The organism is Acutalibacter muris (assembly GCF_002201475.1).
GTDB lineage: Bacteria > Bacillota > Clostridia > Oscillospirales > Acutalibacteraceae > Acutalibacter > Acutalibacter muris.
Genome location: NZ_CP021422.1, coordinates 1765432 through 1791023 on the forward strand (window position 1 = coordinate 1765432; position 25592 = coordinate 1791023).

Annotated in this window: 23 protein-coding genes and 5 tRNA genes; 7 read left to right on the forward strand and 21 right to left on the reverse strand. The window is 47.6% G+C overall.

Going from position 1 to position 25592, the window contains the following annotated elements:
* Positions 1-148: 148 nt before the first annotated feature.
* From ADH66_RS08905 to ADH66_RS08920, 4 genes are all read left to right on the forward strand, one after another.
* Positions 149-1735, forward strand: a complete 1587-nt coding sequence (locus ADH66_RS08905; RefSeq protein ID WP_066533398.1) for a dockerin type I domain-containing protein — start codon at positions 149-151, stop codon at positions 1733-1735.
* Between the two features lie 618 nt (positions 1736-2353).
* Positions 2354-2959, forward strand: coding sequence for a hypothetical protein (locus ADH66_RS08910; protein WP_066533397.1), 606 nt, complete (start codon positions 2354-2356; stop codon positions 2957-2959).
* Between the two features lie 48 nt (positions 2960-3007).
* The gene (locus ADH66_RS08915; protein ID WP_066533395.1) at positions 3008-3898 is read left to right on the forward strand and encodes a tyrosine recombinase; all 891 of its coding nucleotides are present in this window, start codon (positions 3008-3010) and stop codon (positions 3896-3898) included.
* A gap of 32 nt (positions 3899-3930) precedes the next feature.
* On the forward strand, positions 3931-4917 hold the full coding sequence (locus tag ADH66_RS08920) for a DUF624 domain-containing protein (protein WP_066533393.1): 987 nt from the start codon (positions 3931-3933) through the stop codon (positions 4915-4917).
* Positions 4918-4971: 54 nt separating this feature from the next.
* Here ADH66_RS08920 and ADH66_RS08925 read toward each other — a convergent pair whose 3' ends face one another.
* The 4 genes from ADH66_RS08925 to ADH66_RS08940 all read right to left on the reverse strand — a co-directional run bounded on the left by ADH66_RS08925 (position 4972) and on the right by ADH66_RS08940 (position 9005).
* Positions 4972-5964 (reverse strand): tyrosine recombinase XerC, encoded by a 993-nt coding sequence (locus ADH66_RS08925; protein ID WP_236757222.1) that lies wholly within the window; start codon positions 5962-5964, stop codon positions 4972-4974.
* A 161-nt stretch (positions 5965-6125) separates the two neighbouring features.
* Complete coding sequence (locus ADH66_RS08930) at positions 6126-6863, reverse strand: DUF6873 family GME fold protein (protein WP_066533390.1); 738 nt, start codon at positions 6861-6863, stop codon at positions 6126-6128.
* Positions 6860-8233, reverse strand: coding sequence for a DNA repair protein RadA (gene radA / locus ADH66_RS08935; protein WP_066533387.1), 1374 nt, complete (start codon positions 8231-8233; stop codon positions 6860-6862). The genes ADH66_RS08930 and radA overlap by 4 nt, the downstream gene beginning before the upstream one ends.
* Positions 8234-8279: 46 nt before the next feature.
* Positions 8280-9005: an N-acetylmuramoyl-L-alanine amidase gene (locus tag ADH66_RS08940; RefSeq protein ID WP_066533386.1), complete on the reverse strand. Its 726-nt coding sequence runs from the start codon at positions 9003-9005 to the stop codon at positions 8280-8282.
* A gap of 123 nt (positions 9006-9128) precedes the next feature.
* On the opposite strand from ADH66_RS08940, the gene metF reads away from it, so the two are divergent.
* Genes metF through ADH66_RS08955 form a run of 3 tightly spaced genes read left to right on the forward strand, consistent with a single transcriptional unit; the run spans position 9129 to position 13023 of the window.
* Complete coding sequence (gene metF, locus ADH66_RS08945; protein ID WP_066533384.1) at positions 9129-9989, forward strand: methylenetetrahydrofolate reductase [NAD(P)H]; 861 nt, start codon at positions 9129-9131, stop codon at positions 9987-9989.
* A 6-nt stretch (positions 9990-9995) separates the two neighbouring features.
* A complete protein-coding gene (locus ADH66_RS08950) occupies positions 9996-10649 on the forward strand; it encodes a vitamin B12 dependent-methionine synthase activation domain-containing protein (protein WP_066533382.1) in 654 nt (217 codons plus the stop codon).
* Entirely contained in the window at positions 10642-13023 is a 2382-nt protein-coding gene (locus ADH66_RS08955) for a homocysteine S-methyltransferase family protein (protein WP_066533380.1), read from the forward strand. The genes ADH66_RS08950 and ADH66_RS08955 overlap by 8 nt, the downstream gene beginning before the upstream one ends.
* A gap of 55 nt (positions 13024-13078) precedes the next feature.
* On the opposite strand, the gene ADH66_RS08960 is transcribed toward ADH66_RS08955, so the two are convergent.
* From ADH66_RS08960 to ADH66_RS09040, 17 genes are all read right to left on the reverse strand, one after another.
* Positions 13079-13867: a sugar phosphate isomerase/epimerase family protein gene (locus tag ADH66_RS08960; protein WP_066533377.1), complete on the reverse strand. Its 789-nt coding sequence runs from the start codon at positions 13865-13867 to the stop codon at positions 13079-13081.
* Positions 13868-13871: 4 nt separating this feature from the next.
* Complete coding sequence (locus ADH66_RS08965; protein ID WP_066533374.1) at positions 13872-14396, reverse strand: GNAT family N-acetyltransferase; 525 nt, start codon at positions 14394-14396, stop codon at positions 13872-13874.
* Positions 14397-14457: 61 nt separating this feature from the next.
* A tRNA-Cys gene (locus ADH66_RS08970) sits at positions 14458-14532 on the reverse strand.
* A 47-nt stretch (positions 14533-14579) separates the two neighbouring features.
* Positions 14580-14655 (reverse strand) — tRNA-Gly (locus ADH66_RS08975).
* A 3-nt stretch (positions 14656-14658) separates the two neighbouring features.
* A tRNA-Phe gene (locus tag ADH66_RS08980) sits at positions 14659-14734 on the reverse strand.
* Between the two features lie 47 nt (positions 14735-14781).
* A tRNA-Asp gene (locus tag ADH66_RS08985) sits at positions 14782-14858 on the reverse strand.
* A 15-nt stretch (positions 14859-14873) separates the two neighbouring features.
* Positions 14874-14950, reverse strand: a tRNA-Val gene (locus ADH66_RS08990).
* 84 nt (positions 14951-15034) lie between these two features.
* Entirely contained in the window at positions 15035-15931 is an 897-nt protein-coding gene (gene hslO / locus ADH66_RS08995) for an Hsp33 family molecular chaperone HslO (RefSeq protein ID WP_066533372.1), read from the reverse strand.
* Positions 15932-15939: 8 nt separating this feature from the next.
* On the reverse strand, positions 15940-16686 hold the full coding sequence (locus ADH66_RS09000; protein ID WP_066533371.1) for a class I SAM-dependent DNA methyltransferase: 747 nt from the start codon (positions 16684-16686) through the stop codon (positions 15940-15942).
* A 1-nt stretch (position 16687) separates the two neighbouring features.
* The gene (locus ADH66_RS09005) at positions 16688-16981 is read right to left on the reverse strand and encodes a YerC/YecD family TrpR-related protein (protein ID WP_066533369.1); all 294 of its coding nucleotides are present in this window, start codon (positions 16979-16981) and stop codon (positions 16688-16690) included.
* A gap of 16 nt (positions 16982-16997) precedes the next feature.
* Entirely contained in the window at positions 16998-18302 is a 1305-nt protein-coding gene (gene lysA / locus ADH66_RS09010; RefSeq protein ID WP_066533368.1) for a diaminopimelate decarboxylase, read from the reverse strand.
* A gap of 15 nt (positions 18303-18317) precedes the next feature.
* On the reverse strand, positions 18318-18899 hold the full coding sequence (yihA, locus tag ADH66_RS09015) for a ribosome biogenesis GTP-binding protein YihA/YsxC (RefSeq protein ID WP_066533367.1): 582 nt from the start codon (positions 18897-18899) through the stop codon (positions 18318-18320).
* A complete protein-coding gene (lon, locus tag ADH66_RS09020) occupies positions 18896-21349 on the reverse strand; it encodes an endopeptidase La (RefSeq protein ID WP_243425129.1) in 2454 nt (817 codons plus the stop codon). Before lon ends, yihA begins: the two co-directional genes overlap by 4 nt.
* Before the next feature lie 72 nt (positions 21350-21421).
* On the reverse strand, positions 21422-22729 hold the full coding sequence (gene clpX, locus ADH66_RS09025) for an ATP-dependent Clp protease ATP-binding subunit ClpX (protein ID WP_066533365.1): 1308 nt from the start codon (positions 22727-22729) through the stop codon (positions 21422-21424).
* A 20-nt stretch (positions 22730-22749) separates the two neighbouring features.
* Positions 22750-23331, reverse strand: a complete 582-nt coding sequence (gene clpP / locus ADH66_RS09030) for an ATP-dependent Clp endopeptidase proteolytic subunit ClpP (RefSeq protein WP_066533363.1) — start codon at positions 23329-23331, stop codon at positions 22750-22752.
* A gap of 89 nt (positions 23332-23420) precedes the next feature.
* Entirely contained in the window at positions 23421-24728 is a 1308-nt protein-coding gene (gene tig, locus ADH66_RS09035) for a trigger factor (RefSeq protein ID WP_207653058.1), read from the reverse strand.
* 161 nt (positions 24729-24889) lie between these two features.
* Positions 24890-25591 carry a metallophosphoesterase gene (locus ADH66_RS09040; protein WP_066533358.1) on the reverse strand — a complete coding sequence of 234 codons (702 nt, stop codon included), beginning with the start codon at positions 25589-25591 and terminating at the stop codon, positions 24890-24892.
* Position 25592 lies beyond the last annotated feature (1 nt).

Genomic DNA, 25592 nt, shown 5'->3' on the forward strand with positions numbered 1-25592 from the left:
CACTCTGTATTAGGAGATCTCTGCTTTTGCATTTGGTTAGATAATATTCATTCTTAGATATATTTAATCTTGATTATTAAGTCAAAATTGTATATAATTTGGAGGTGACCTGTCAAGGAGCGACGATATATATTCTGGAGGCAGTATTATGGTTAAGAAAAACACTAAAAAATGGACCCCTATGAAAAAGCTACGTATTGTTTTCCTGTTTACTGCTGCTTTTATACTCTGCCTATTACTTGCTGCGGGAATAAATGACAAGACTAACATGGAACTTCGGCTGATGGGAATACACAACAATAATCTTGTTATGCTTCTGGAAGGTTCGGGTAAATTATGCGCATATTATAAAGATATTTCCAGTCCTGACAGTATGCTGACAAAGGCGGAAAACATAGCGGAGAGTGGCTATACCTTTTTCCTTGACGGCGGCACTCTTGGGATAGCGGAATGTTTAGAGAGCGAGTTGGACATTAACCTCTATTTAATTGATGAAAAACTTAAATATGACGAATACAGTCTCTTTGAATTTGCGCCAAGCGAAGGTGATAAGCTGGCTTTTGCCAATGTGGGGAAGAACACATATACAATGTACATACTTTCTACGGAGGGGAATTTGCGGTCCTGTGAAGCAATGTTAGAGCCAGAAGACACTATTCTGTTGAGCGGGGTCAGTTTTCTTGGTTCCACTCAGGGTGGGTGGATTTACGCATATGCTGACGGGGTCCTCCGGCGCTGGAAAGGTAATGCATTTGACAGTTGTCAGGAGTATCCAGATGTTCCCTGCCCTGAGAAATTGGTGGGAGAGGATGTATACATTGATAGAAATGGTTTGCTAATAAGGATTAAGGACAGTGTGACTGAAACATTTAACCTGGATATTGGCAGTGTGGATCCCGACGCTTGCTTTGGAACAGACGAGTATATAATAGCCGCGGATAGCTCTGGTACAATTCACAAGTTTGATTGGTCAGGAGAAGATATTCAGGAGACAGGAACTGCAAAGGCTGAGGGAAGGATATTGGGGATAATTGAGGAATACATAGTTACAGAAAAGGATAGCCAGATTTACCTGGAACAGCTTACATTTAAAGAGCCAAATTCCGGGGAAGAAACCGATCCGACACCTACCCCCACACCTACGCCTGCCCCTGGCGAAAGCGAGGAGCCCACCGTCAGCCCCTCCCCAGACACTGGTCTGGACGCTACCCCAACCCCTGAGCCTGAGAGTACAAGTACGCCAGACCCTGATGATGGAAGCAGTGAACCTGAGGAACCAACACCAACCCCACTGCCTTCTGACAAGAATGACGAGGTAGGGAAGCTCATAGAGGAGATACAATTCAAAGAACTGATTGGAGATAATGGAAAATATGTTGCTATGTTATCAGGTGCAAGAGTGGCAGATCTTAGAAAGATTTACTGGCCGCAGAGTATTGAAGCCTTTACGCAGGAGGACAAACCTGTATTTGACTCATTACTAAAGACCGGGATGAAAATACAAATCCCATTAAGTGACGGCAACTCAGAGAAAATATCAGTTATAATTCGAGGCGATTGTGACGGTGACGGCAGAGTAAGAAAGTCGGACATTACTTTTGCATCACTATATATTGTAAATGCAGTATACGCAGAGACAGACGTCCAATTTATGGCTATGGATATGAATGACGACGGCAAGGTCACAATATGGGATTTGCCAATGATTGCCGATGAGATCAGGCGAACTGAATAGTAAAAAGTAATTTAAAATAAAAACAGGCATATGATTGCTCATCATATGCCTGTTTTATTTTACTATTAATCTTCGTGACGGTAGGGGAGGGAGAGTGTAAAGCAATTTACATTACACGCTTTTAGGCGACTATGTGTGTAAGGCCGATTAGCTTAACATATTATTTTGAGAAAAAGTTCTCCAATCTAAAATGTATCTTTAGCCGGTGTTTGGTATAGCATGTATAGATGAAGCGCATTTTATAGATGCGTGCATTTTTATCCATCCAAGATTTTGGACTGTTACCATAATACGCTTTCTCATATATACATCGATTTACATAATTGCATTTACATAAAGCAACCCGGTTTACTTAAAAAATAAAAATTTATGCATTTTCCCTATTGCAAAATCTCTAAGTTTGTATTATAGTATTAGACATAGGAGAAATTGGCAGAAAAGGCACTTTGTGGTTTCTGCTTTCAACATTTTGAAGGTAAAGGGGTTTGAAAGAGTTTTACACATGCTTAAAAGTATGTAAACTCAGGTTGCAAATAAATTTTGAATAATTTTCCGTCCCTGCACATAGTTATACTAGTACGAGGTATATTTTCCGCCGTAAAAGGAAGGGGCAGCATAATGAAAAGAGAGGAATCCCTATTTAATTTGCAATTCTTAAAACGATTTTCCACTTGTCCAGCCTTCTTAATGATATTTGGCAGCCTAGTCTTTGGTGTTATGGCCGGCACAATGGCTGTAAAGTTTATTGGGTTGACAGACAATCGCAGTATATTACCGCTGTTCTTTTCGGCCGTTCCAACTATAGATTTAGGTTTTTTTCAATGCTTTTCCGATATACTCCTAAACCTCATGATTTTTTTGATTGCCATATTCCTGTTGGGAGCAACAACTTTTGGTGCCGTTGGCATACCGGTACTTATGTTCTACAAAGGAGTTACTATTTCGGTAGCTGCGCTTTTTCTGTTAGCTGATGGTAATATTTCAAAGCTTGGGGGCTCTGCGTTATGTTTTACTCCGATATGGGCGGCCACGTCGCTCCTGTTGACCCTATTTTCCACCCGGGCCTTGGTATTCTCTAAAAGCCTTGCAAGAGCGGGATTTTCACAGCCACAGGAGACCGTTGATTTTCGGCTTTATTTAAAGGATTTCGTATATTTTCTATGTTTTTCTGTGCCGTTGGCTTTTGCTGGCAGTTTGCTGGCCGCGTTATACGTTTTGTTCTAATCAGTATTTGTCGGGTTTGATCTATGGATGAGGAAGGTGTTAAGAGCAATGCAAGATTTTTATTCAATGTTTAGCGAGTTCTTGTCGAAAGAGAAACCAAATTCTATAAACACAAGGGAGTCCTATCTGCGGGATACTATGAATTATCTATCCTATCTGTCGCGCATTGATATCACGCCCTTGGAAGCCGACGAGAGGGATATACAGGGATTTGTAGATTATCTTCAAAGTATGAACCGTTCTACAACCACAATTTCCCGAAACTTAGCTTCTGTGCGCTGCTTCTACAAATTTCTCATATATAAAAATCTTGTGGATCAGAACCCTGCGAAGAGTATTCGTGTAGGGAAAGCGGAGAAAAAGCTCCCACAGGTGCTTCAAGGCGACGAAATTGAATTGCTTTTGGCACAGCCAGACATCACTGAACCCAAAGGCTGCCGGGATAAAGCCATGCTTGAACTGCTCTATGCCACTGGGATTCGGGCATCTGAACTGATTAATTTGAATGTGGAGGATATAAATCTGCGTTCAGGCGTGCTCTATTGCCGGGGAAACAAAGGGGTGCGCACTATTCCGGTATATCCCTCGGCGGTTGTATCCGTTTCTGACTATATCTTCCGTATGCGCGGCCTGATAGCCGGGCCGGAGGGCGGTAACGCCCTCTTCGTTAACTTAAACGGCGGGAGGCTCACCCGCCAAGGCTTCTGGAAAATTGTCAAAAGCTACGCTGTAGAAGCCGGCATAACCAAGGAAATCACACCGCACACAATTCGCCACTCCTTTGCATTGCATCTGTTGGAAAACGGCGCTTCGGTTAAGGATATTCAGACTATGATGGGGCATGCTGATATTTCCTCCACACAAGTATATGTGCAGCTGTTGGACAACCATGTGCGCCAGGTTTATCATGACTGCCATCCCAAGGCAAAATTGGGATAAATAAATATATAACTAAGTTAGGAGATGTTATTTTGGGCCTTTTCGGATTTGGAAATTATGACAAGCCAGGACCGGGCGTAAGCAAAGATGAGCCCCCTAAAGCCGCACCTATACGTTTTTTTGAGATCCTCGCAAGGAAGTTTTCTAAGCTTGTACAGTTGAATCTTATTTTCATGATCCCGACTATCGCTGTCTGTATCTTGATGGTAGCCCTTTACTTGGTGCCAACACATTTTATTGTGAGTATATCGGGTATGTTTCAGATTGACGGCTGGGCCTCATTCGTTGTGCCAATACCACTGATACTGTTATCGCCATTTATTGCTGGCCTGACATTTGTAACCAGGAATTTTGCCAGAGAGGAACACGCCTTTGTATGGTCTGATTTTTGGGATGCTGTTAAAGGTAATTGGAAATACTTCCTTCTCAACGGTTTGGTTTGCTATGCTGTATTCACTCTGCTGAGCTTTGCTCTCCTGTATTATTACAGCATGGCTGTTTCCAACTGGATGTACTATATCCCCTTGTGGATGTGTGTTATGGTAGCCATAGTGTTCCTGTTTGCACAGTATTATCTTCCGATTATGTTTGTAACCTTTGATCTGAAGTTCACACACGCATATAAAAATGCGTTGATTTTCACCGTGGCCGGCTTTGGGAGGAATATCCTGGTTACTATTATACTTGGAGCCATGCTGTTTGCCTTTTTAAATATCCCGCTGCTCAACATAACACTACTTGTATATGTATTACTACTGGTGTTTATCATCTTCTCGTTTATATCATATCTTATTAGCTTCGCTGTTTATCCGATTATTGACCGCTATATGATCCAAGCGGCAAAACGTATAGAGAACGGCGAACAGAAAGAGCCTGCCGGCTCTGTAGAGGAGGAATTTCCCGGCCTGTTTTCACAGCCGGCAGAGGAGGGAGACGACGATGATGGGGATAAATATGTCTATGTAAACGGCCGCCTGATGAAAAAGTCTGAGATGAAGGATAGTCAGCAAGAACAATAAGCTTCATAAAAAATAAGAAACCCGGGGAGGAGGATCTCTTCGGGTTTCTTATTTTTATGTTTTGCTAGATTCGTCCTTTTTTTGCTTCTGCGGTTTAGGGAGACTCATGTTAGCAAGTGGATTTGAGTTGACTGCTGCTTCCATCTGCCGGTCGGAGGTATGAGTGTATATCTCAGTGGTACCCAAATTCTCATGTCCCAGGATATCTTGTAACACCCGGATATCTACATCTCCATATCGGTACATCAAAGTTGCAGCGGTATGGCGCAGTTTATGGACGGAGTAGCCTGGACCTCCTAAGCCGATTTTGGCCAGATATTTTTTTACAATAAACTGCACTGTCTTGGGGCTTATGCGCTGCTTGCGGCTGCTAAGAAACAGTGCGCTTCTATCTATAACGCCGTCTTTTGGCCTAACTGCCAAATAACTGTTTATAGCCTCCAGGCACGCCTGGTTCAGATAAACAATACGTTCTTTATTTCCTTTCCCCAAAATGCGCAGGGTATTATTATTTCGTAAGACATCACTTATATTGATGCCCACCAGTTCCGACAGCCGCATACCACAATTAAGGAACAGCGTCAACATACATCGGTCACGCTCCTGGTCGGGACCGTCTACAGCGTTCAATAGTTCGATACTTTGTTCGAGAGACAAAAAGTGGGGCAAAGCCTTCTTGGACTTTGGCGGAGTAAGGTTTTCCGTTGGATTTTCAGTCAACAGTTTTTCGTGAACTGTTAGATAGTTAAAAAATGACTTTAATGAAGAGGACTTCCGCTGGCGGGTGGAGCTCATATTGCTACGCTCGTCGGCCACATAGTTCATAAACTCGAAGACGTCGTTAGTTGTAATACTGCGGATAAATTCCAAGTCAATGTCCTGCACAGTGATTTCATTGAGCTGCATTGATTTTGGAACCAGGCCGCGGTCATGCTTTAGGAACCTAAAAAATGTCCTTAAATCCATACAATAATTATCCACCGTTTTTGCGGATAAACCCTTGATGTTTCGTAAATACATGGCATATTGCTGTACGATGCCTGACATTTCATTCTTGATTGAAAAGCCCATTATGACGCTTTTTGCCTCCCCTCAATTATACAAAATCTTCATTTTGTATAATCATCTATGGTTTTTTATCTATCTGCTTTTGAGTATCGTTCCAGGGATTTTTCATCCAAATATATCCTCCTTTTTCGAACAAAGTTTTAGTTCAGCGCAATCAGCCCGCCAACATCCAGCAATTCGCCCTCTAGCAACTCAAGCGCCCTTACGCCGCGGTCGCCCAAAAAAGCTTTAATGCGTGTGCCGTCACGGTGCTTGTCCAGCTTACCCGTAAATGCCATCATATCGGGTGCCAGTTTGCCGCAGCATCCCCCAATGAAGCCATAGGAATAGCCTGGAAGCCTAATGTCACCAGGTCTTATCCTTAGCACCTTCAAGCCATACCGCTCCAACTGATCGGCAACTCCCTCGTCGGCAGTGATAGCTGACTGTTCATCGACTAAAGCCACTGTACATGCCGCATAGCCCTGTTTCACGTCTATCCATGTGGACTTGATGTTCTGTGCGGCCTGTTGTACCACTGTATCAGCTGTTTTTGAGTTGCCCACAATAAATTTGTCCCACGCAAGCACGTTGCACAAAACGTCGCCGGGATAGGCAGACTTCGGTAACCTTGCAGTTTCAAACGCGGATATATTATAACCTGCTAACAAATTATGTAAACCGCCACCCTTTAAAACAATTACTCTGTCTCCAATAATACACGCCTGCATATCCGGGTGCCATTGAACCGGCCCAGGTAAACGTTTGTACGATGCCGTAGTAATAGTACATATTCCAATATACCGTAAGCTTTCCGCCAATTCCGGGTACTCTCCCGATACCAGCACAAGACGTGCATTCTTATCAGGCAGTCGTCCAAGCAGCTTGCTCCCACTCATGTGGCGGCTTCAAAAGCCTGACGGATATTCTTAGCACCTATAACTTCAATGCCGTCATAGGTCTTCCCTGCCAGGTTTTTCAGCCCATGATACGGAAGTATACACCGGGCAAAGCCTAATCTTCCTGCTTCGCTGATACGCAGGTCACTATGGCTGATGCTGCGCAATTCCCCGGCCAGCCCAATCTCTCCAAAAACCACTGTGTCCTCCCTTATGGGAGTGTCCTTCAAGCTGGATATCAGGGCTAATGCTATAGCCAAATCTACGGCAGGCTCATCAAGGCGAAGGCCACCGACGACATTGATATATGTATCTAAATTTGAAAAATAATATCCGGCGCGTTTCTCCAGAACAGCTAGTATAAGCGCCAGCCTGTTATGGTCAAACCCTGTGGACATGCGTCTGGGGGTACCGAAACCTGAAGTTGTCGCCAATCCCTGTATCTCAGCCAGCAGCGGCCGGGTACCCTCCATAACTGCAGTGACACAGGTACCCGAGGAATCCTTGGGCCGGCCTGATAGCATGGCCAGCGAGGGGTTTTCCACCTGCTGTAAACCGTGGTCCCCCATATCAAATACGCCAATTTCATTGGTAGAACCATATCGGTTCTTCACAGCCCGCAAAATACGGTAGGTCATCTGCCGGTCGCCCTCAAACAGAAGAACGGCATCCACAATATGCTCAAGCACCTTTGGGCCGGCAATGGCCCCGTCCTTATTAACATGACCCACAATAATAACCGGGATATCCAGGGTTTTGGCACAGCGCATCATTGTGTTTGTGCACTCCCGCACCTGGGTGACGCTGCCCGGCGAGGAGGTCAATTCTGTATGGTTCATGGTCTGAATAGAATCCACCATCACTAAATCTGGTCTTTCGCTTCTGATCTGCTCCACTACGTACTGTACGTCTGTTTCGGTGAGTACCAATAAATTGGGGCTTTGTACGCCTAAACGTGTGGCACGCAGCTTGATCTGTCTGGCGGATTCCTCTCCTGAGACATACATGATACGCAGACCCTGACCCAGGTACTCGCAAATTTGCAGCAACATTGTGGACTTCCCTATACCTGGATCGCCGCCTATAAGGACCAGAGAACCTTTTACAATGCCGCCGCCCAGTACGCGATCCAATTCGCTCAGCCCTGTGGTATAACGGTGCTCGTCGGTGGTACTGATATCGCTTATAGGCATGGGTCGTGAAACATTACCCAAACTTCTCACAACTGCTGTGCGCTGAGACGAAACCGGCTCTTTAGCTGCTTCCAGCATAGTGTTCCATTCCCCGCAGCCCGGGCATTTTCCGGCCCACTTTGGTGATTCAAAACCACATTGGGTGCATTGATATACCAGCTTTATTTTCCCGGCCATTTGCCTTCTCCTTTTTTTGTAATGGCCTAATTATATCACAAAACTGTTAATTTGCCAAGACGGCTTCGGTGTTATTTTGGAGATAATCGATCAGCCCATTATAAATAGCAGCGGCCATTTCTTTTTGATAGCTTTCCGTGCATAGCTTCTCTGTCTCTGCTTTATTAGACAGGAAACCGCACTCTACCAAAACCGCTGGAACTTGGCAGTTTTTCAAAAGATATATGTTGCCGTCGGCCTGTTTATTTTCCCTCTTATTCTCCGGCTGCAGGTTATCTACAATATTCTGCCGAATACACTCCGCCAATTCCGCACTTTCCGGTCGGTTTCCGGAATAGAATATTTGTGCCCCACTATACTTGCCTTCAGAAAAATGGTTTTGGTGTATGCTAATTAGGAGGCATTCCCCAGCTTCTTCAACTGTACGCAGTCTGGATTTTGTATCGGATCGTTTGCGCTCGGCAATTGTAGAGAGACTCTGGTCCCCCACTGAGACGTCACTGCTTCGAATCATTATAACGTCAAAATTGTTTTGCTTTAAGTTTTTTTCTAACTCCAAAGCAATGGCCAGATTGATATCTTTCTCAAGTGCACCGTTTACCGCTACAGCACCGCCGTCTTCGCCTCCGTGTCCTGCGTCTACAATGACGGTCCCCTTCTTTTTAAAGAAGTCGGCATGGAAAGACACAATTCCAAAGGCCTGCATAGTCTGCATGACGAAAAGAATAATTGAAGCGGCAAATAATGCTGTAAAGCCGAGTTTTCTTTTCATATAAACTCTCCTTTAATTGCAGAAAACTACTTGACTTATATGCCGATATTGAGTGGAGTATGCTCTTTTCAAAACTTCAAAATTGTGATATAATAAAAGAAAAAATTTCAGAGGCTGAAGAATATGAAAATTAAAGAACTTTTCAATCGTGGTAATGTGAATTTTTCTTGCGAAATCTTCCCCCCCAAAAAAGATGCAGACTTTACCGAAGTATTTGATGTGGTGGACCGTATCAGTAGGCTTGGTGCGGATTACATTAGCGTTACTTATGGCGCCGGAGGCAGCACTTCAAAAAAGACCGTGGAGGTTGCGTCGTACATCCAAAACAAATGTCAAACCACAGCTTTGGCACATTTAACCTGTATAGATTCTACGCCAGAACAAATCCAAACACAGCTTGCAGAGTTTAAGGCAAACGGGATATGTAATATTATGGCGTTGCGTGGCGACAAGCCCAAAGACTTCACGGGGCACGCATATTACAATTATGCTATTGAGCTTATCAAGGATATCCATGCATACGGGGATTTCTGTATTGGGGCGGCGTGCTACCCTGAAGGGCATATAGAATGTGCCCACAAGCAGGAGGATATTTTCCATCTTAAAGAAAAAGTGGACGCTGGCGTTGATTTTCTCACAACGCAGATGTTTTTTGACAATAATTTATTCTATAAATTTCTTTATCAGGCTTTAGCCGCTGGTATCACTGTGCCCATAGTACCTGGAATCATGCCCATTATCAATGCCAGACAGGTAAAACGTTCAGCAGAACTCTCTGGGGCCAACATGCCTGCGCGTTTCCTGGCAATCGCGGATAAATTTGCCAGCGACCCGCTGTCTATGGAGCAAGCGGGTATCGCCTATGCCACCGACCAGATAATAGATTTGATTGCAAACGGTGTAAAGCATATCCACTTGTATACTATGAACCGACCAAACACCGCTGAGAAGATACTGGGCAATTTGAGCCATATAATAAGGTGAAGGGATATGCTGGAGCATAATGAAATATTGAGATACATGAGTATACAAACGGACGATGGTACGCTTGACACCCTTATTGACCGGGCTGAAAAGGAAGTAATAGCTGCATCGCGGCCAAGGCACGTGTCCAGGCACATCGATATAGCTGTGAATATGGAAAAAGGTACCGTAAACCTTGCGGGTACTGATATTAAGAGCCGGGACCTTTCAGCGCATTTAAACGGCTGCAGTGAGGGTTTTCTCTTTGCATGTACCCTTGGCATTGGGGTGGATTCACTTGTGAAGCGTTATAGCTTAACAGAGCTTCATATGCTTCCTGTAGTACAAGCTACTGCGGCGGCTTATACAGAATATTGCGCGGACTATGCTCAGCAGGAGTTGGAAATGTATGCCGCCCAGCATAACCTATATCTACGCCCACGATACAGCCCAGGGTATGGTGATTTTCAGTTAAGCTGCCAGAGGTTTCTGTTTGACGCACTCCAGATATCGAAAAATATAGGCGTTTCGCTTACGGATAGCTTTTTGATGGTCCCCTTCAAATCTATTACTGCTGTGATTGGTGTTTCAAATGACCCAACTCAGTGTCACATCAACAAGTGCATGACGTGTACGACAAAAAATTGTCCCTTCAGAAAGGAAAAACGGATAAATGAATGACATAATGACAAGGTTGGGGCGTAAACCGCTGTTTTTTGACGGTGCAATGGGTACTATTCTACAAGAAAAGGGATTGGCTGCGGGAGAAGCCCCTGAACTATGGAACCTACTGCATCCTAAAGACGTACTAAGTGTACACATCTCTTATCTGGAGGCTGGTGTTGACATCATCAGCGCCAACACCTTCGGTGCCAACCCCTTCAAATGCCAGGAGAATGGAGTAGAGCCAGAAGAAGTAATAGCTGCTGGCGTGAGACTCGCGCATCAGGCCGTGGAACAAGTCGGGCATGGCGTGGTAGCACTGGATATTGGCCCCAGCGGAAAACTTCTCTTTCCCATGGGCGACTTGGCCTTTGAAGAGGCAGTAAATGCTTTCGCACAGATGGCCAGTGCAGGCGCTGATGCCGGCGCGGATTGTGTGCTGATTGAGACGATGAATGATCTTTATGAAGTCAAAGCCGCGCTCCTTGGTGTAAAGGAAGCGACTTCACTGCCTGTGTTTGTGACCACCACCTTTGACGAGAGCGGCAAACTGCTCACAGGCGGGGATATTAAGGCGGTGGCGGCTGTTTTGGAGGGATTAGGAGCGGACGCTATTGGCATGAACTGCGGCCTTGGGCCAAAGCAGATGCTTGCTCTAATTAAGGAGCTGCGTTCCCTTACTTCCCTCCCCTTGGTGGTAAATCCCAATGCTGGTCTGCCCAGAGAACGAGACGGTCACACATTTTTTGATGTTGGCCCGGAGGAATTTTCCTCATGTATGAAAGAAATCGTCCTGGCAGGGGCGTGGGTAATCGGCGGATGCTGCGGCACGACTCCAGAGCATCTGCGCCAAACCGTTAAGCTCTGTAAAGGGCTTTCATGCCAGCCTCTGCCGGAGGTATCCTCCACAATAGTCACCTCTGGCTGTAAGGTCGTAGAATTTGGCCGAGAGCCCATCATTATTGGTGAACGAATAAATCCCACGGGTAAGTCCAGGTTCAAGCAAGCCCTAAGAGACAATGATCTCCCCTATATTTTAGGTGAAGGGATAGCGCAGCAGGAGGCCGGAGCCCACCTCCTGGACGTAAATGTGGGCCTGCCGGAAATTGACGAACAAGCTATGATGTGCAAGGTTGTTACGGAACTGCAATCCCTCTCCCCTCTGCCCCTTCAAATCGACACATCTGACCCAGAAACTATGGCAAGCGCTATGCGCGTATACAACGGCAAGCCGCTGGTAAACTCTGTTACGGCAAAGCAGTCCTCAATGCGGGCAATTTTCCCCCTTGTGAAAAAGTACGGCGGTGTAGTAATTGGGCTTACTATAACTGAGAATGGCATCCCTGAAACGGCGCAGGGACGCGTGGAGGCCGCCAGGCTTATTGTGGAAACTGCCAAGGAATATGGCATAGACAAGCGGGACATTATTATCGACCCCCTCACAATGGCGGTCAGCGCCGGGCAGGACGCCGCTCTTGTAACTCTCGACGCGCTCTCTCGTATACGCCGGGAACTGGGGGTATACACCTCACTGGGCGTATCGAACGTCTCTTTCGGGCTTCCTCAGCGGGAAAATGTCACCTCGGCTTTCTTCCTGATGGCCCTTCAGGCTGGTCTGAACGCAGCGATTATGAATCCCCTGTCCCATAGCATGATGCGTGCGTATCGTTCCTTCTGCGCACTGTCTGGATATGATGAGGGCTGCAGGGCGTATATTGACGCATACGCAAAAACGGAGCCCGTTACTACTGCCACAGCCTCCAGCCAAGAACTGCCCTTGCGTGAAGCAATAGAAAAAGGGCTAAAGGATAAAGCGGGTTATGTGGCAGAAAAACTGATAAAAACAATGACAGGACTGGAAATCATTAACAGAGAAATAGTACCTGCCTTGGATACGGTAGGACAGCAGTTTGAGGCAAAGACCCTTTTTCTGCCCCAACTGCTCATGAGTGCCGATGCAGCGAAAGCGGCCTTTGAGGTCATAAAGTTCCATATGGACGGCCAAGCGTCAGAACAGAGTAAATTAACTATCGTGATAGCTACTGTAAAGGGAGATGTACACGATATCGGGAAAAATATTGTGAAAGTGTTATTAGAAAATTATGGCTTTCATGTGATAGACCTCGGGAAGGACGTGATGCCAGAGATGGTAGTGGACGCGGTAAAAAGGGAAAATGCCGGGCTGGTGGGGCTCAGCGCATTGATGACTACTACTGTGGCGAATATGAAGGAAACCATTGATCTGCTGCACCGAGAGACCCCTACAGTGAAGATAATGGTAGGCGGCGCGGTGCTTACCCAGGAATACGCGGACATGATCGGCGCGGATTTCTATGGAGCGGACGCTATGGCTTCAGTGAGATATGCCATGAAGCTGGCGGAGAGCCTATAGCACAAATCAAAAGGCCAGTTCAGTGTGAAATTACACCTGACTGGCCTTTTTTCATTCAGATAAACTGGCGTTCTCTTAGCCACTCCGCCGACTCCCGAAGCGCCTGGGCAGTTTTTACCTCCAACACAGCGCGACAGCTATTTTGTTCGGCCAGCGCTATATACCAGGGCAGATCCAACTCCCCTGTGCCCAACACCATGTGATTTTTCCTGCCCAATGCGTCATGTATGTGGAAGTGCCGAAGCCTATCCTTATGCTTCAGAAGGAGCGGCTTGTCTACCCCTTCGGCACTGTGATCGTGACCAATATCAAAGGTCAGGCCGAACAAGGGACTTTGCAGGAACAGTTCCACAGCCTCCTGTATGAAGGACAGCGCATAAATCCCTGTATTCTCGATGCAGATTGTCACTTCTCCTCCGGCGGCCTCCTCGCACATAGCAATAGTTTCCCGGACTCGCCCTAAAAAATGCTCGCGGTTCATGTCATAGAGGTACGTCTTTTTGTGTGGTAGGGTGAAGTACACACCCTTAGAGAGATGCATATTAAGCACCGGAACATTCAGCTCTCTTGCGGAGCGTATCGCATCCAGCAGAGTCTGCATATAAGCGTCTGCGACCCTGGAATTGAAGCCGCACATATCCATGTTTTCGTCCAGGTGTATGGTAAAATACACGCCATAGCTATCCATAACCGACCGCAGCAGCGGCACATCTATATGTTGGTACTCCGGCAGGTTCATGTTCAACTCCACAAAGCTAAAGCCCAGCTTTCTGCATAGCTTTGCAGACTCCTCTGGGTCCGGCGCTTCTATCAGTGTAGGTATGCCCCACTTCGTCGCTCTCACCCTCCTATTTTTTCATCTCTAGCCACTCGTCTCGTGTAATTCCGTACACTTTGGTGACTGTGTTAGCATCGTCCTCAAATTGCTCCACCAGCCGCATACCGTTAGCAATAGCAGTGGAATATGAACCAATATTTGTATATTTCATGTAGGAGTAGAGAGCCCCAAAGGTCGTATGTTCAAATACCCAGTCCTGGCATATACCAGCAGCCTCCTTTGCATAACCCCTGCGCCAGAGATCCCTGCGGATATGATAGCCGATTTCGGGCTTGATCTTGCCGCCGATATTCTGCATGGTAATACCGCAGTCACCGATAACCTCGCCGGTCTTCTTGAGCACCACCGCCCATAGCCCAAAGCCGAATACCTGATAGTTCTCCCGGTTCCAGTCTATCCAGCTATGTACCTTGGCCTCATCAAAGGGCTTGGGATAATGCTGCATGGTCTCGGGGTCCGAGAAGATTCGGTAGAGCGCGTCAAAGTCCCCGGGGACCATCTCCCGCAGGATAAGCCTTTCTGTTTCCAACTGCATGGCTGGTCATCTCCCTTCTACAAAAAATAAGTGCTGTGGAACATCAAAGCCACAGCACTTTTGGAGGTGACACCCGGATTTGAACCGGGGAATGAAGGTTTTGCAGACCTTTGCCTTACCACTTGGCTATGTCACCATTTTTGAGAAAAGACGCTACCGACAGGTTGCGTCTTTTCTCCTTCCTGGAGCGGACGACGAGGCTCGAACTCGCTACCTCCACCTTGGCAAGGTGGCGCTCTACCAGATGAGCTACGCCCGCAAATGGTGCCTCCGATCGGAATCGAACCAATGACACGGGGATTTTCAGTCCCCTGCTCTACCAACTGAGCTACAGAGGCAAATATAGTTCCCATGTAGTTCCCAAAAGGGAACTACGGAACTATGGTGGCGACCCGGAACGGGCTCGAACCGTCGACCTCTAGCGTGACAGGCTAGCGTTCTAACCAACTGAACTACCGGGCCAACTCGAATCCATTATGGTGGGGACAATAGGACTCGAACCTATGACCCCCTGCTTGTAAGGCAGGTGCTCTAACCAGCTGAGCTATGCCCCCAACTTCACCACTCGGAATATCGCTCCCAGCGACGTACTATATTTTACCTTATTTGCTCCCATTTGTCAATAGCAAAATCAAAATTTATTTACCTTTTTTTCGAGAATTTTCGACCAGTTCTTGTATTTCCTCCTTTGAGAACATATAACTGCGGTTACAGTATTGACATACCGTTTCAACAAGCCCCTTCTCATTCACCGGCAGTGTCTCAAGGTCCTCTCCGGGGAGCGTCAGCAGCACCTGCGAGAAGCGCTCCTTGCTGCAGTTGCAGGCATACCCCACTTTGAATTCGTCCAGCTTTTCTACCCTGAACCCCTCAAGCGCCAGAGCGCACATATCCTCCGGCGACAACCCTTTGGCAAGCATGGTAGTAACAGAGTCCAGTTTTGCCACATTCTTCTCCAGCTGGTCCAGAGCAGAATCCTCCGCGCCGGGCAGCGCCTGGATAAGCATACCGCCGGCCAGGAGAGCACTTCCCTCCTGTTTATCCACCAGCACGCCCAGGGCGCAGACGGTAGGCGTCTGCTCGCTCTGGGCATAGTAGCTGGTCAGGTCCTCAGCAATCTCTCCGCTGACAAGCTCTACCTGCCCGGAATAGGGCTCGCCGGTGCCAAAATCCCTTATAACCGCCAGCCGCCCGTTATGCCCCACCGCTCCGCCTACATCCAGCTTGCCGTTGGGCTTTGGTGGCAGTTCCACCTCTGGGTGGTCCACATAGCCACGGACATATCCACGGCTGTCGGACAAGGCCAAAAGATTCCCCAGAGGCCCCTCCCCTGCAACCTTCAATGTAAGCGTAGCTTGCTTTTCCTTCAGCATAGCGCCCATCAGCGAGGCTCCTGTCAGGAGCCTGCCAAGGGCTGCACAAGAGGTCTTTGTAAGCTTATGCAGCCGCTGGGCCGTATATACCAGCTCTGTAGAATCAATGGCGGCGGCCATCAAGCTGCCGTCAGAGGTTATTGTGCGTATTATCCTGTCCATACTACTCCCTACCCTTCTTTACCTGCTGCGATAACCACTCTCTGGCTGTCTTTTACCGGCGGCTCCATACTCATCTCTTGGAACATATGTATTTTGCTAAAGCCACCATCTCTAAGCAAGGCTTTCACCTGCTCCATCGGATACGCAAATTCGGAAAAATGTTCCCTGCTGCGCCGGTATACTTTGCCATCGCGCTCAAAAAAGTCCAAGCTTATATCAACCCGGCCTGTCCCGGCAATAAATCGATTTTGCCACACACAGTACACCTGTGGGGTGTCGTACACAAAGGAGTGATTCCCCAGCACCATTTCGTGCTTATACAGGGTGTTCATATCAAAAACAAAATATCCACTGGGCTCTAAAAAAAGAGAAACTTTCTGGAATGCCCTGCGCACTTCGTCCGCGCCCTGCAAATGGTTGATGCTGTCAAGGGTACAGAAAACTGTATTAACAGTGCCATATAGGTCCAAATCCTGCATCCTTTGCCGCAAAAAAAGAATATCAGCTCCCGCGTTCATACACTTTTCCCTGGCTTGCGACAGCATCTCTGCCGAAGCGTCCACGCCATAGACATCCACGCCCCGACGATAAAGCTCTAAGGTTAAAGACCCCGTACCACAGGCCAAATCAAGCGCAAGTCCGGGCCTATGGCCAAGATATTCAAGAATTGCCAATAGATACTCAGCCCGGCGGGAATAGTCAACACCGGACATAAGCGCGTCATAATACTGAGAGAAAGCCGAATAGCCAGCCATATCAACTCTCTTCGCCCATACGGCTGAATACAAGACGGTATCCGTCGCTGCCATAGTTCAGGGCCCTGGCCACACGGCTGATGGTAGCGGTAGAAGCGCCGGTCTCAGCCACAATATCAGAGTAAATATGCCGTTGGGTCAGCATCCTTGCCACCGCAAGACGCTGGGACATTGCCTTCAATTCCGGCACGGTGCAAAGGTCTTCAAAGAAACGGTAGCATTCATCGGCAGTCTTTAGGCTAAGTATGGCACGGAAAAGCTCGTCAACATTTTCATCCTGCAATTTTTCATTCATCTAAAATTCCTCCGAATCAAAGGTCGTTTCGCACCAAGTCCTCATAAGTTTCACCCCGGATAATCACACGACTCTCACCTTGGCTTACCATAATGCAGGCCGGCCGTGGGTTTCGATTATAGTTTGAGGCCATGGAGTAGTTATAAGCTCCGGTGGACAGGACCGCCAGAATATCTCCTTCTTCAGGGCTCTGGATATGAGCATGCTCTTGGATAAGATCTCCGCTCTCACAGCACTTACCTGCAATAGTGGCCACATAATCCGCTGGCCTATTTGCTTTATTCGCTATAAGGCAGGTATAATCCGACTGGTATAAGGCATAGCGCGGGTTCTCATACATACCGCCGTCAATGGCCACATAATTACGCACATTGGGAATCTCTTTGATATTTCCCACAGTGTACAGAGTGATACCGGCTTCGCCCACAATCGAACGGCCGGGTTCAATATAGATTCTCGGCAGCTTTATGCCATATTTCGCGCATACTTCGCTGATTTTTGCCGAAACCTCCTGCATATACTCGTGATATGGTATAAAATCATCTGTTTCAAGATAATGTATACCAAACCCGCCGCCCAGGTTTAGCTGCTCAAGCTCCACCTCCAATTCTTTATAGATACGGTGGTGCAGTCCGAGCATAACTTCTGCGGCATGGACAAAGGGCTCTTTTTCCATAATTTGAGAGCCAATATGGCAGTGCAAGCCAATCAACTTTACGTTATCCATCTTCAGTGCGCGCTTTGCGGCAGAGAAAGCTTCACCACTTTCCAGGTCAAGACCAAATTTGGAATCCACCTGCCCGGTACGGATAAATTCATGGGTATGGGCGTCAATACCCGGCTTCACACGCAAAGAAATATTAGCGATTGCCCCCTTTTCACCTGCGATTTTATTCAGCTTCTCCAGCTCTGAAAAATTGTCGACCACGATATCTCCAACATCATTGTCAATAGCAAGCTCCAGCTCTTTGGAGCTCTTATTATTTCCCTGGAAATGTATTCGTCCCCCGGAAACTCCCGCCTGAAGCGCTGTGTAAAGCTCTCCGCCTGACACCACCTCTACGTCCAGGCCCTCGCTGGTGACAACACGGCACATCTCCTTGCAGTTAAACGCTTTACTGGCATATATTGGCCTTCCGTTGCCATTATAATATTTCTGAAAGGATTCCGTGTAGCTTCTACATATACGACGGACTTCCTCCTCGCTTATAACATATATCGGCGTACCGTACTGTTTTGCTAAAGCTGTTGTATCACAGCCGCTTATGGTCAAATGACCGTTTTCGTTAATATTTAAACATGGCGAGTAGATATAAACCATTCCTTTCCCAATAAATTAACCCTCAATAGACCTCTCAATCAGGGCCTTTACTTCATCAAGACCAGAGCCCTTTACTGCTGAAAAGGGGTAGAAAGCAATGCCCCTGCCGGAAAAAAGCTCTGTAAAAAGCTTCGTCTGCGCCATTGTCTCCGATTTATTCAGCTTATCACTTTTTGTGCATACTATAGCGAACGGATAGCCGCCAGCTTGCAAAAAGTCTATCATCTGTAAATCATCTGCGGTGGGTTTGTGCCGCATATCCACTAGCTGCAACACTAAGCTCAACCGCCGCTCCTGAGTAAAATAACCATTAACAAGCTCTGCCCAACGATTCTTCTCGCTTTTTGACACCCTGGCGTAGCCGTAACCGGGCAAATCCACAAAACGACATGCAGGAAGCCTGTAAAAGTTGATAGTAGCCGTTTTCCCAGGTGTAGCGCTGGTGCGTGCCAAAGCCTTACGGTTCACAAGGCGGTTCAGCAGCGAGGACTTTCCCACATTAGAACGGCCGGAAAAGGCTATCTCCGGCAAGGTGGCTTTCGGCAGCTGTCCAGCTGTTCCTGCGGCCATTTCAAATTCTGCATTCTGAAAATTCACTGGTAACTCCTTTGCTGCTGGCTGCTGTCGCAGGCATAGCCTGAAGGCGGCGCCTTTACAACCTCTGCTTGGATCACTGTAGCCTCCTGTGGCAGGGGTATTGGCATATATTGCAGTGCCTTCTCAAGTGCCGCATCAATCTTTTTGATGGGCACAAACTGCACGTTATCCTTTACGACCTGGTCAATCTCTGCCAAATCAGGTAGGTTGTCCGCTGGGATAAGAACCGTTTTAACGCCATTTTTATAAGCTGCCATAGACTTTTCACGCAGCCCGCCTATGGGGAGAACCCTGCCCTGTAAAGTGATTTCGCCTGTCATTGCCACCTCGTGGCGAACCGGGATTCCACAGAGCGCCGACGTAATAGCCGTTGCCATTGCAGTACCAGCTGAAGGGCCGTCCTTAGGTACCGCTCCTTCCGGGGCGTGTACATGTATATCATACTTCTCATAAAACTTGGGAGATATCCCCAAATCTGCGGCACGAGTACGGATGCAGGTAATTGCCGCATTTGCGGACTCCTTCATCACATCGCCCAAGGAACCTGTAAGCTGGATCTTACCCGTGCCCTCCATCACGGCAACCTCGATGGGCAGCAGTTCACCACCTACGCTGGTCCAGGCCAATCCGTTAACTAAGCCTACAAGATCCTCTTTTGACACAGTATCCTTCATGTATTTGCGCGGTCCCAGCAGTTCCTCAAGCTTATCCGACCGCACAGTATAACTTTTGAACTCCTCATCAGTTACAATAAGCTTTGCCACCTTGCGGCAGATTGCGGCAATATTTCGCTCCAAGGTACGCACACCGGCTTCCCGAGTATAGCCGTCAATAAGCTGGCGCATACCAGTCTTTGTAAATTTCAGCTGTGAGGGTTTAATCCCGTGCTTTTCCAGCTGCTTGCGTACAAGATGCTTCATTGCTATATTGAGCTTTTCATCAAGCGTATAGCTACGCAGTTCGATTATGTCCATCCTGTCGTACAGCGGCCCAGGTATGCGGGAAGCGTCATTTGCAGTTGTGATAAAGAGCACCTGACTTAAATCAAAGGGCATGTCAATATAGTGGTCGGTGAACTCGCTATTCTGCTCAGGGTCCAGCACCTCCAGCAACGCCGACGCGGGGTCGCCCTTAAAGTTGGTCCCAAGCTTGTCTATCTCATCTAAAAGCAGCAGCGGGTTATTGACCCCAGCCTGCTTGATGGCGTTTATGATACGCCCGGGCATCGAGCCTACATAGGTCTTCCTGTGCCCCATTATCTCCGCTTCATCACTGACGCCGCCCAGGGATACCCTTGCATATTTGCGCCCTGTGGCCTGGGCAATAGAGCGGGCGATCGACGTTTTTCCTACGCCCGGAGGTCCTACCAGACAGATGATCTGGCCGGTTTGTGCTGGCGCCAGACTGCGTACCGCCAGGGTCTCAATAAAGCGCTCCTTGACCTTGGTCATGCCGTAGTGGTCCCTGTCCAGAATCCGTTGGGCTCGTTTCAAATCAAGCTTTTCCTTTGATGATTTTTTCCATGGAAGTTCCAGGCAAGTGTCTAAATACAGACGGATAACGCTGGCCTCATGGGAACCGTATGGCATACGGTAAAGCTTGTCGCACTCCTTCAGCAGCTTTTCCTCGCAGACCTTTGAAAGCCCAAGAGCTAAAACCTTGCTCTTAATTTCGTCGGCCTCCTGTTGAGGGTTATCCTCCTCCCCAAGCTCGCTGGTGATGGCGCGTAACTGCTCCTTTAAGAAATACTCCCTTTGGTTCTCGTCTATCTGAGCCTGAGCCTTTTGATTGATTTCATTCTCAACCTCTAATATTTGAATTTCCTCCGTGAGCACAGCAATTAATTTCTGCATACGCTTCAACGGCCGCAGCTCGTCCAGTATGTACTGCTTGCGCTCAAAGTCGATGGAGATATTGGCCGCGATATAATCCGCTAACCGCCCGCAATCCTTCTCCTGTAAGACTCCCAATAGCACATCAGGCGGCACATGCTTAAACAGGCGCAGATATTGGTCAAACTTTTCATGGATAATGCGGATAAGAGCTTCTGACTTATAGGATTTTTTATAAGTAAGCACCGGGCATTTCACGATGTTACCCACCAAGTACGGGTCCTCATGTACCAGCGAAACAATTTCACCCCTGCATAGCCCCTCTACATGCAGCTTTGCGCCCTCACTGGTATGGTGGAGCACCTGTTTTACTCGGGCAATAACGCCAAATTTGTAAAGGTCATCACCCACAGGTTCATTCTCTGACATATGTACCTGCGATACAAGGAATATCAGCCGGTCCTTGGCTATGGCTTCCGATGCGGCAAGCACCGACTTTTTCCTGGTGATATCAAACTGAAGCATCATTCCCGGGAAAAATACCATTCCACGTATTGCCAAAATAGGCAAAGTCATGTTTTCTTTCATTTTTATCATTTCATCTGTAAAATTTTGCATGATGTTCTCCTAAAATCAGCGAAAGACTGCAACCGGTTTTTATCGGCAGCAGCCTTCGAGCTGTTTTGAATTTTATGACGCCGAATCTCTGCGCTCTCTGCGTTTTGGTGTGGTTATCCTAATTTTCATAGGTTTGCGTTCCTTGTTATATGCGATCTCTGGGCTGCTATTGTTTTCCACCATACCCTTGGTGATCACAACTTTTTCAACTGTGTAATCACTGGGAACCTGATACATGATGGGCATAAGGAGATCCTCCAAAATGGCGCGCAGTCCCCGAGCTCCAGTTTTCCTCTCCAGGGTCTTTTTCGCCACAGCCACAAGGGCGTCCTCCGTAAATTCCAAATCCACCCGATCCAGGTCAAACAGCTTTTTGTACTGCTGGATAAGTGAATTTTTTGGCTCTTTCAAAATGCGGACCAAGGCGTTTTCATCCAAAGCCTCCAGTGAGGATATTACAGGGATACGTCCCACCAGTTCAGGGATAAGTCCATACTTGACCAGATCGTGAGGGGTTACCTCCTTCATCCAGTTCTTTTCATCAAGCTCGCGCTTTCCATGGACCTCACCGCCGAAGCCAAGAGAGCTGGACGCTATACGTTTCTGCACGACCTTTTCCAGACCGTCAAAAGCACCGCCGCATATAAACAGGATATTAGAGGTGTCAATGTTTATGGCCTCCTGCTGGGGATGCTTACGCCCGCCCTTAGGAGGAACGCTGGCAGTAGTGCCCTCAAGGATTTTCAATAGGGCCTGCTGTACGCCTTCGCCGCTGACATCTCGGGTTATGGACTGGTTCTCAGATTTCCGGGAAATCTTGTCGATTTCATCGATATAGATAATGCCGCGTTCAGCACGAAATATATCGTAATCGGCAGCCTGTATCAGGCGCAAAAGGATATTTTCAACATCATCGCCTACATAGCCGGCTTCAGTCAGGGTGGTAGCGTCAGCAATAGCAAAAGGCACATCCAGAAGCTTTGCCAAGGTCTGGGCCAGATAAGTTTTACCAACACCGGTGGGTCCCAGCAGCAATACATTGCTCTTGGAAAGCTCTACGCCGTCGTCTCCGGTAAAATATATACGCTTATAATGATTATAGACGGCAACCGCAAGGGCAATTTTTGCTTCATTCTGGCCAATAACGTACTCATCCAGCTTGCTCTTGATTTCCACAGGTTTCGGGAGCAAAACGCTTCCATCGTGTTCGCTGACCCTGTTGGCCCGCTTTAAACGATCCTCGTCGCTGATGATAGACATGCACAGCCGCACACAGGAATCACAGATATATACGCCTGCCCCGGCGATAAGCTGGCCGGCCATCATTTGAGGCTTGCCGCAAAATGAACAGGCAATATCGTTTTCATTGTTCACTGGCATTTGTCCGCATCCTTTCCAGTTTATCTCTTGTCGATCACTTTATCTATCAGCCCATACTCAAGGGCTTCTTGGGCGGTAAGGAAATTATCACGTTCGGTGTCGCGCTCCACCACCTCAATAGGCTGGCCGGTGCGCTCGGAAAGTATCTCGTTAAGCCGCTTCTTGGTACGCAGAATGTGGTTGGCGTGAATGCTGATATCCGTTGCCTGGCCTTTGGCCCCACCGCTGGGCTGATGTATCATTATTTCACTATTTGGAAGAGCGAACCTTTTGCCCTTTGCCCCGGCCGCCAGAAGGAAGGCCCCCATGCTGGCTGCCATGCCAATACAAATGGTGGACACGTCACATTTGATATACTGCATGGTGTCATATATTGCCATGCCGTCGGTGATGACCCCGCCAGGGCTGTTGATGTACAGCGCGATGTCCTTATCAGGATCCTGACCTTCAAGGTAGAGGAGCTGGGCGACAATAACTCCTGCGGAGGCATTGTTGACTTCTTCATTCAGAAGTATAATACGGTCGTTAAGCAGACGCGAAAAAATGTCGTAGGAGCGCTCTCCCCTATTGGTCTGCTCTACTACATAAGGCACTAGACTCATGTGTAAGATTTCTCCTTTCACGAGACGCATATATTATTATGAAACCTAACAATAAGATTTATTCCATTCTCCAGCGGTTTAGCCCATTTTTATTCCTGGGCCACTTTATCTTCAGGGGCCTTATCGGTATAGACGGTGCTCTCCTTGACCAGATCCATTGCCTTCTGATTTGCCACGTCTTTAGAGATGTCCTTGGAGCGGACCATGGCCTTAACATTCTCAATCGGCATACCGTAAGCGTCAGCTATCTTCTTGTACTCCGCCTCTATCTCCTCGTCGGTAACCTCAAGGCTCTCCTGCTCGGCGATCTTCGCAAGGCCCAGACGCACCTTGACCTGCTGCTCGGCGCGCTCACGATACTGCTCCTGCAATGCTTCAACCGTACCCTGAGTATACTTCAGATATGTTTCCAAGTTCATCCCCTGGTCGCGCAGCTGCATATCGAAGGAGTTGATAATCTCGTCCACCTCACGGTCAATCATCATCTGAGGAACATCGGCCTCCACTTTGTCAACTATCGCCTTAATGAGCTGTTGTTCGGTGCTGGTTTCAGCAGCGTGCTCTTTACGGGTACGAATGCTGTTTTCCAGATCCTTACGGTACTCCTCAAGGGTATCGAACTCGCTCACGTCTTTTACAAACTCATCGTCCACATCAGGCAGTTCTCTGTGCTTGATTTCGTGAAGCTTAATTTTAAAGGTAGCGTCCTTACCCTTGAGCTCCTCGGCATGGTAATCCTCCGGGAACTTCACCTTCACATCAAACTCGTCGTCCACATTATGGCCCACCACCTGCTCCTCAAAACCGGGTATAAACTGGCCCGAGCCCAGAGTCAGGTCAAAATTTTCAGCTTTGCCGCCATCGAACTGCTTGCCGTCTGTATATCCGTCAAAATCAATTACAACAATATCGCCGTCTTCAGCGGCGCGGTCTTCAACGGTAACTACCCTTGAGTTGCGCTGGCGGACTCGTTCGATCTCGCTATCTATCTCTTCCGCAGTGGGCTCGACAGACTCCTTCACGACCTCAATACCCTTATAGCCGTCTATTTTAACTTCAGGCTGTACGGTGACGGTGAGCTTTGCCTCAATGCCCTCCTCCTTACTGATCTTCTCAATGCTGTAGCTGTTTACCCCAACCACCTCCAGCTCGGACTGCTCAATAGCCGCGTTCATCATAGGATTATAGAGATGATCTACGGCTGCCTGAAAGAAAACGTCCTCACCATAATATTTCTCAATAAATGCCCTGGGAGCCTTGCCCTTGCGGAATCCAGGCACATTCATTCGTTTGCTCTCGCGCCTATAAACCTCGTTGATGGCCTGGTTCAATTCCTCGGGAGTGACTTCTAGCAGCAGCTCATGCTTGTTTGTCTCTACATTGTTAGAAGATTTCAAATTCATTTTTCTTTTCCCTCTCATGTTAAACTTTATATACCCCGGCGCTTACCGCCGTGATTTTCATTATCCCGCCTATTATATCACAACGCCGCGCAATAATCTATACTTTTTTCGTAAATATTCTAAGGAAATTACGGACGTCAGCCCCAGAATATCCCTTAACCGGCGATATCCCCTACCTTTACCGGTTTGAAATTTACATAATCGCAGGAAATCAAGTGCATTTTAACGCCCTTATAGCTGCCGGTCAGCGCTTTTTGAGCTGCGTATTGTCCGTGGATATGCCCGAAATAGCAATCAGACACTTTATTTTCCACTAAGATATCTAAAATCTCCCGACACTCCATGCCGCCATACAGCGGCGGGTAATGCAAAAATGCCGTAAGCTGTCCACCCAAGGCCTTTGCCTCAGCCATAGACGCCAGCAGCCGTCCGGCCTCCCGGCTGACTATTTTCCTGTCTTCTTCTGTCTCTGAGTTGTATAACCATCCACGGGTCCCACAGATGGCCCGGTCCCCTACTCTGTATCCGCAGTTGTGCATGATATGAAGGGTGTCAAATCCGTTAGCTGACAAGAACCTGTCAATTTTACTGCGTGTATTCCACCAATAATCGTGGTTTCCCTTCATAAGCAGTTTTTGTCCTGGCAGCGAATGGATAAAAGCAAAATCCCTTTGACAGTCCTCAAGCCTCATGGCCCAGGAAATATCGCCGGCAATTACTATAGTATCCTCCGGGGCCACAGAAGCCCTCCAGTTTTCCTCCAACCTTTGTACATAGTCCTGCCAGCCTCTAAAAACATCCATGGGCTTGTCCGTTCCCAGAGACAGGTGTAGATCCGCGATGACAAAAAGTGACATA